Here is a 6663-nt window from a genome sequence, read left to right as displayed (position 1 = left end):
TTCTGGTGTTATCCACTGGTCGGGCCCTAGTAGTATGATGTCGGGTTTTATGTGCTCGACGGGCTTGAGGAAGTCCTCCTCGTCTCCGAGGACGGCCGTGTCCACGTACTTGACCGCGCTGACTACCTCCAGTCTCTGTTGCTCGGGTACCACCGGCTCTCTCCCCTTAATTCTTCTTATACTACTGTCCCTCGCGACTATTACGTGGACTCTACCCAGCTCCCAGGCCTTCTTCAGTAAGTGGAGATGACCCGGGTGCAGTATCTCGAAGGCGCCTGCTACGAGTACCTTGGGCCTCGCCAGCAGCTTGGATAACGGCTCCCACTCGAATTCGGCCTTGCCGAGCCTCTTCAGGGCGTCTAGGAGACCCTCGGCATACGCTATGCAGGCCAGGCTCGTGAACACGTCACCCTTCTCGAGGTAGTACTTAGAGTCGCTCAGGTACGCCCTCGCGAGCTCGACTATCCCCCGGGACTCCTCGTCTAGGCTCATACTGCTGAGGGCGCTTATCGCCTTCTCGACGTTCAGCACGTACGCTCTCACACGCTCCTCCAAAGCGAGGCACCACTATAGTGATCCAGGCCAGCATACTGATTAATTAGTAGACACGGTAATATCCCAGTATTACAATCGGGTCATCTTTATAAACTAGTCTAACGTACGTAGTGGTTGATAAAGCACGTGGGGTTTTGGCGGCTGGGAGGGGAACCCCTGAGAGATGTCAGATAGCGAGTGGAGCGTTGAGCTGGCTAGGGAGCTATACGGATTGAACAACTACATGAGACAGGAATTCATCGACGTCGACGACGAGGGCTTTCTGGTGGTAAAAGTCAACGGTTATAGAGCCAGGCTACTCGACCTCATGAAGAAGTACGGGTTGTCAAACGCCTACGTTCGCGTGCTCCCCGCGATCCGCTGGGCAATGGACCAGGTGGTGAGGGCCTACCTGGAGGCCTCAGAGGAGGCCCAGTACAGAGGGAGGCTCATACCCGTCTACCCGCTGAAGGTAGACGCCAACCCTGTGGTCGTCGAGACGATTTGGAGGCACGGGCGCCGCTACAACTGGGGCTTCGAGGTAGGGACTCTCCAGGAGTTGAAGAGCATCGAGAAGTACCTGAGCGAGGGGACGGGCGTCCTCGTAGTAGACGGCTTCAAGACCAGCGAGGAGCTCGAGGCTCTGAAGAAGCATGCTGAGAGGGGCTGGCGGGTCATACTCACCATCGAGAGCGAGAGAGAGGCAGAGCTGGCTGGGAGGTTCCTCGACTCGATCGAGGTCGGTGTCAGGCTTAAGCCTATGACTCGTACAGGTAGCAAGTGGAGCTTCACGATGGGCTTCACGTCGAAGTTCGGGATGACGCTAAACCGCCTCATGATGATGGTCAAGGACTTCCCGTTCTTGAAGAAGGCGTTGACCACAATACACGTACACGGGGGGTCGCAGATAACGGACATAAAGGCGGTTGCCAGGCTGGCGCACGAGGCTGTCAGCATACTGGAGGACTTACGCGAGTTGGGCTTCGAGAACTTGAACGTCATAGACCTGGGCGGAGGCCTAGCCTACCCGTACTTGGATTTGAGAGACGGGTCTCACGAGTCCCCCAACTACACGATAAGAGACTACTTTAAAGCTGTACTGAGCGCGTTCAGGAAGAGCAAGAGACACCCAGACCTCGTCTTCGAGAACGGGCGCATCATAACCAGCGCCCACAGGATCGTAGTTGCGAAGGTGCTCGAGACTAGGGAGTACGGCCCAGAGGAGTACGAGGAGAGCCTGGACTTGGACTTTATCGAGAGAGCGAAGGACATGAAGGAGCTTGAGAGAAGCCTGGTCGAGTTCAGAGAGGTGCTTGCTAAGATGGAGGGTAAGGAGGAGTGGGGTATACGGGCCAAGCATATCATTGAGACCACGAGAGCCAGGATGATCAACAGCGTTGTTTCGAAAGTGATGAGGATGGTGCTCGACGGCCCCTTGGAGTTGAGCGAGGTCCTCAAGTACCCGACCCTGTTCAAGATCGTGACCTCGCCGAGTAAGAGGTTCATCGTCTCCTACAGCCTTTTCGCCGATATACCTGACAAGACGATAGTCAACCAGTACTTCCAGGTGGTGCCCCTCACACGCTTGAACGAGAAGCCCCACGTACTAGCCTCGCTGAGCGACTTGACGTGCGACAGTATGGGGGAGTACAGGGAGTACTACTCCTATGTCTCGAGGGTCTACGACAAGAGGCAGGCCTTCACAGGCATGGACGGTAGACTAATGGCTGTGCCCGGGGTTAAGGTTAAGCTGGGGGGCATACCGCTACACCTGCCCTCGAGCGGGGAGGACTACTACATCGCCTTCCTAGACACCGGCGCTTACCAGGACATGCTAGCGATGAAGCACAACCTGATCGGAGAGCCGCCCGAGATCATTATCGACGAGTCTAGCGAGGGCGAGCTGAGAGTCGAGTGCTTGAAGTGCGAGAGCAAAGGCTACACGGACATGAAGACGGCCGGCCAGGCCTAACTAGAGACCGCTTGAGGGCTTCTAGGCGGTCTAAATACTTGGTCGAGTAACATATCTACCCTTTGTTCACCGCCTCCTCAGGTAGTAGACCGCTGTGACGCCGACTACGGCCAGCCCCACGGCGATTGCCACCAGCCCCACTGTCTTGGCGGCCTCTGGGAAGATGGCGAGGTAGGCTGCGGCAGAGAGGGCTGCGAATAGTAGAGTGGTCAGCGCAGTGAAGAGCAGGGAGAGCTCTGTCGGTACGCCTTCCTTGACAAGCAAGTTGTAGACCCAGTTTGTGAGAGATAGCCCGAAGAGCAGGAGTATAGACCCCACGGTGACCGCCATAACCACCTCCGCCCTGATACCTAGGAAGTCTAGTGCTACCACGATAAACGCGACAAGGACCGGCACCACCATGTAGACGTCTGCCAACTCGAGGGGTATCGATGTGGCGCCTTTGAGCGCCGAGATCTTGCTCTTAACATACACAGAGAAGACCAAGCCCACAGCCGCTATGGTAAGCGAGACTGCTACCCTGGTAATGACGTCGGATATAGTGGCGAGAATAGGGTAGGACGAACTCGCTAGGTAGACTCCGGCCGAAAAGGATAAGAGCGTGACGAGAACCTTGAGGGCCAGCGTCACGGAAGTCTTGATCTCGCCTCTCCACTCCGTGTACGACGCTACGTAGTCGCTCAAGAGTAGTGCGAGAAAGGACCCCGCAATGGTCACTGTGGCCAGTAGTAGCGCTAGGGGGAGATAAGTCTGGAAAGAGTCCAAGACTACAGTACCGCCTCCCGCGATGTCCACGCCCAACCCGACTATTGGTACGGCGATGAAGAACATCCCGGTGTACAAGACGATCTGCGCCAGAACCCCGTACTTTGTCTGAACCCTGCTCACAACCCACGATGCTACCGAGTAGACGCCGACGAGGACGGTCATCAGGGTCACGATGACGAGTAGGCCGGCGAGGACTCGGCTGATCGCGAGCATCACGGCCTCCGAGCCGACAACTAGCGGGTGTTGGCTCCCGGAGACGAGTAGCCCGTAGTAGATGCTGTAGGTGATGACTACTGAGAACAGCAGCCACCCTATGAAACTGCCCACGCTACCGCCGCCCTCGTACAGCCTGTTGAACAATGGGTACTTCCTCATTTTCCACTTCACGTAGAAGTCGATCGCTAGACTAACTACGACTTTCAAGAAGTAACCTACCAGGTAGCCGATCACAGCGACAGCGAGGAAGACGAGGGCATTGGGCAGGTAGCCCGTGACCCTGGAGAAGATTCCAGTGATCAGTTCGTAGAACTGCCCTATCGGGTCAGGCGACATCGAGACCACGTCCACAAATATGACACAAGCTGGTGGTGAAAATAAGCTTAACCAGGGACGGCCACACCAGTAGTCTACTTGCTCGTAGCGGAGTTATGCTGCGGCGCCATCGATTGGACTGGTGTGGAAAACGCCTCTATCGTATTGCAGGAGGCGAGGACACAAAGAAGCTCAGCTTGTACGGCGATCGGAGATCGTTTCAAGACCCTTCCAGCTGTCCAGTCTGCCGCCTTTGGCTCGGAACACCCAATAGTACAATGCTCTCGCGGATCTCTCTACTTGTTTTTAAGCAGCGTGCTACTTATTACCGGCACGTTCTCGGCCCAGATCCTGCACGTCCCCTCTACACTCACCATGCATGGTCCGTAGGGATTGCTCGGCTTACACGCCTTCATGAACAGGGGGCAGTCTAGAGGTGTTGCGAGCCCCAGCGTCACCTCGGGGCACTTGCACCCAGGTAGCTTGTCGTCCACAACCCTATCTTCCAGCCCGAGCCTCGCGTTGGCGTCGTGCTTCTTGAACTCCTCTCTGTGGACTGCACCGCTGGAGGGGATCACTCCTATCCCCCGCCAGTAGGCGTCTACCACCTTGTAGGCCCGCGACATAGCCTCTTTAGCCCCGACGTTCCCCTCCGGCTTGACCACCCTCGTGTACTCGTTGACGATGCTGGGTCTCCTAGCGTTGATCATCTTCAGGATTAAGAGGACGGCGAGTAGCACGTCGAGGGGCTCGAAGCCCGCTACAACGGTTGGGACCCCGAACTCCTCGGGTAGGAACGACCAGCTTCTCCAGCCGATCACGGACGAGACGTGCCCGGGCGCAATAACGCCGTCTATGCGGGCCTCGGGGTGCTGTTCTAGCAAGAACCTCATAACGGGCGGTGTAAGCCTGTAGGCTGGGAAAATGAGCAGGTTCTCCGGTAGGTTACCCCGAACGAGCGGTACAGCGGTCGAGGGCATTGTAGTCTCGAAGCCTACCGCGAAGAAAACGAAGGTCTCACCCTTGTTCCGGGAAGCCAACTCGATAGCGTCGTTGAAGCCGTAGACTACTGTGACCTTGCCGCCGTACGCCTTGGCGTCGTAGAGACTCCTCGGTTGTTTGAGGCTCGAACCAGGCAACCTGAAGCTGTCACCGTAGGTCAGGACGTGGTAGCCCTCGAGGGCTAGCTTGACGAGCGTGTCGACGTAGTACCCCGGGGTTATGCAAACGGGGCAGCCCGGCCCAGCTATGAGCTTGACGTTCTCGGGCATGAGGCTCCTTATACCGTAGTGGGTGATAGTCCACTCGTGCGTCCCGCAGAAGTTCATGATCCTTACTTCTCGCCCCACCCTAGAGGCCTCCTCTCTTATAGACTCTACGACCTTCTTCGCGCTGGCGGACCTCTCGTATAGCAGCTTAATCCTCGCGTCCACAGGCGAGGGCATGGAGGCCCCGGACCTCTATTTAGTACCTCTCAAGTCACCACGTTAAAGTTAGACCCACGCCTGCTCTTTAACTCTGTTGAGGTCTGTTATAGTGTCCAAATCCAGTAGTATCGAGGGGTAGGGTAGCTCGACTTCCCTGACCTCGAACCAAAAGTCCCTCACTACTCTCTTAAGTCCCCGGGTCTCCTCGTCGATACTCATGAGGAAGGGTATCATGTGCGAGGAGAACAGTATTGGGTGCCCTCTCCTCTTCTGGTGCGTCGGGACTACTATCTTCCAGCCGAACTCCTCGTGCTTGTCTATGAGAATGTCGTAGACCACCCCGGGGATCCAAGCGGCGTCGCCGGGCGACACTAGGACGGCCCTCAGGCCCCCGTACTTACGGAGGGCGTACTCAAGCCCAGCCTTGATACTGCGGCTCATGCCCTCCTTGTAGAAGGGGTTCTCGACCACTTCGACTCTACCGGTAGAGCCGAAGTAGTCCTTTAGGAGCTCTGCTACAACCTCCCTCATGTACCCTACGACAACGACTACTTTCTCGACTCTGCTGTCGAGCGCGGACCTAACAGACCTCACTATGAGGGGGTCGCCAGAGTACCTGTACAGTAACTTGTTCCCGGGGAACCTGGTGCTCTCCCCGGCAGCAGTGATGAGGGCAAGGTACATGGCTTCGGCACGGCCCTGTATACTCTAGAGCCTCCTGCTGAACATCAGCTTCAGTATTACCCCCACGTCCTCGCAAACGTCCGTAATAGACTCGAGGTCGTCGACCAGCCCGGGGAGTATCACACACTTCGGTGTCAGGGCTGCCACACACTCTTTGTACAGCTCCTCGAGTATCTTCAACCTCAAGTCGTCGACCTCTTTCTCGAGCTTCTCTACGTTGCCCAACCTCTCGAGCGAGCTCGTCGCCCCCTCGATCACCGACTTAATCGTGTCAACCAGCTCGTTCACCGCCTTGCGAGAGGCCTCAATGATCGTCTTAATGTCGCTAGAGTAGGGCTCGTCCACCCTCAGGCCCCCCTTCGTGTAGGCCAGTATCCTCTTGGAGGCGGACTTGCTGAGGCCGGCTATGTCGTCGACGAGCGTGACCATCTTCAACAGGTCCTCCCTATCGATCGGGTGCACATACGCCATCCTGAGCTCGGAGATTATCTCCCTCTTCAGCTTATCGGCCTCTCTCTCAAGCGTGTACACTTTCTCGAACAGGCTGTCTAGCTCGGGAGAGCCCGCCAGCGAGGCGGAGAAGAGGGTCTCGAGAGCTACTACCGTCTCGAGGACTTTAAGAGCGTGGTCCACTATCTTCAACTTTATTACGTCGACTCTCCTCTTCCCGGTGCCGTGCTCGCTCATCTCGACACCTTAGATATGTGATGACTAGAAGCGTATTAAGCCTAGACCAAAAACTTTAAA

Annotated in this window: 6 protein-coding genes; 1 reads left to right on the top strand and 5 read right to left on the bottom strand. The window is 56.5% G+C overall.

Going from position 1 to position 6663, the window contains the following annotated elements; all coding sequences use genetic code 11:
* Window positions 1-555: DUF357 domain-containing protein (locus ACP5VX_RS05725; protein WP_428724926.1), on the bottom strand; the 555-nt coding region annotated here is incomplete at its 3' end.
* 163 nt (window positions 556-718) lie between these two features.
* Here ACP5VX_RS05725 and ACP5VX_RS05720 point away from each other — a divergent pair.
* Entirely contained in the window at window positions 719-2506 is a 1788-nt protein-coding gene (locus ACP5VX_RS05720; RefSeq protein WP_428724925.1) for a decarboxylase, read from the top strand.
* A 66-nt stretch (window positions 2507-2572) separates the two neighbouring features.
* Here ACP5VX_RS05720 and ACP5VX_RS05715 read toward each other — a convergent pair whose 3' ends face one another.
* The 4 genes from ACP5VX_RS05715 to ACP5VX_RS05700 form a co-directional block, all read right to left on the bottom strand.
* Complete coding sequence (locus ACP5VX_RS05715) at window positions 2573-3841, bottom strand: hypothetical protein (RefSeq protein WP_428724924.1); 1269 nt, start codon at window positions 3839-3841, stop codon at window positions 2573-2575.
* Between the two features lie 260 nt (window positions 3842-4101).
* Window positions 4102-5250, bottom strand: coding sequence for a hydrogenase formation protein HypD (gene hypD, locus ACP5VX_RS05710; RefSeq protein WP_428724923.1), 1149 nt, complete (start codon window positions 5248-5250; stop codon window positions 4102-4104).
* A 48-nt stretch (window positions 5251-5298) separates the two neighbouring features.
* A complete protein-coding gene (locus ACP5VX_RS05705; RefSeq protein WP_428724922.1) occupies window positions 5299-5916 on the bottom strand; it encodes a nucleotidyltransferase family protein in 618 nt (205 codons plus the stop codon).
* Between the two features lie 24 nt (window positions 5917-5940).
* Complete coding sequence (locus ACP5VX_RS05700) at window positions 5941-6603, bottom strand: DUF47 domain-containing protein (RefSeq protein WP_428724921.1); 663 nt, start codon at window positions 6601-6603, stop codon at window positions 5941-5943.
* Window positions 6604-6663: the final 60 nt, after the last annotated feature.

The organism is Thermogladius sp. (assembly GCF_049970955.1).
In the GTDB taxonomy this organism is placed as follows: domain Archaea; phylum Thermoproteota; class Thermoprotei_A; order Sulfolobales; family Desulfurococcaceae; genus Thermogladius.
The sequence above is the reverse complement of the archived record's forward strand: the minus strand, read 5'-3'. Positions and strand labels throughout refer to the sequence as shown.

Excerpts from the sequence above, each read along its gene's own strand:
- ACP5VX_RS05700 (WP_428724921.1), bottom strand. The coding sequence starts at position 6,603 with ATGAGCGAGCACGGCACCGGGAAGAGGAGAGTCGACGTAATAAAGTTG.
- ACP5VX_RS05720 (WP_428724925.1), top strand. The coding sequence starts at position 719 with ATGTCAGATAGCGAGTGGAGCGTTGAGCTGGCTAGGGAGCTATACGGA.
- ACP5VX_RS05705 (WP_428724922.1), bottom strand. The coding sequence starts at position 5,916 with ATGTACCTTGCCCTCATCACTGCTGCCGGGGAGAGCACCAGGTTCCCC.
- hypD (WP_428724923.1), bottom strand. The coding sequence starts at position 5,250 with ATGCCCTCGCCTGTGGACGCGAGGATTAAGCTGCTATACGAGAGGTCC.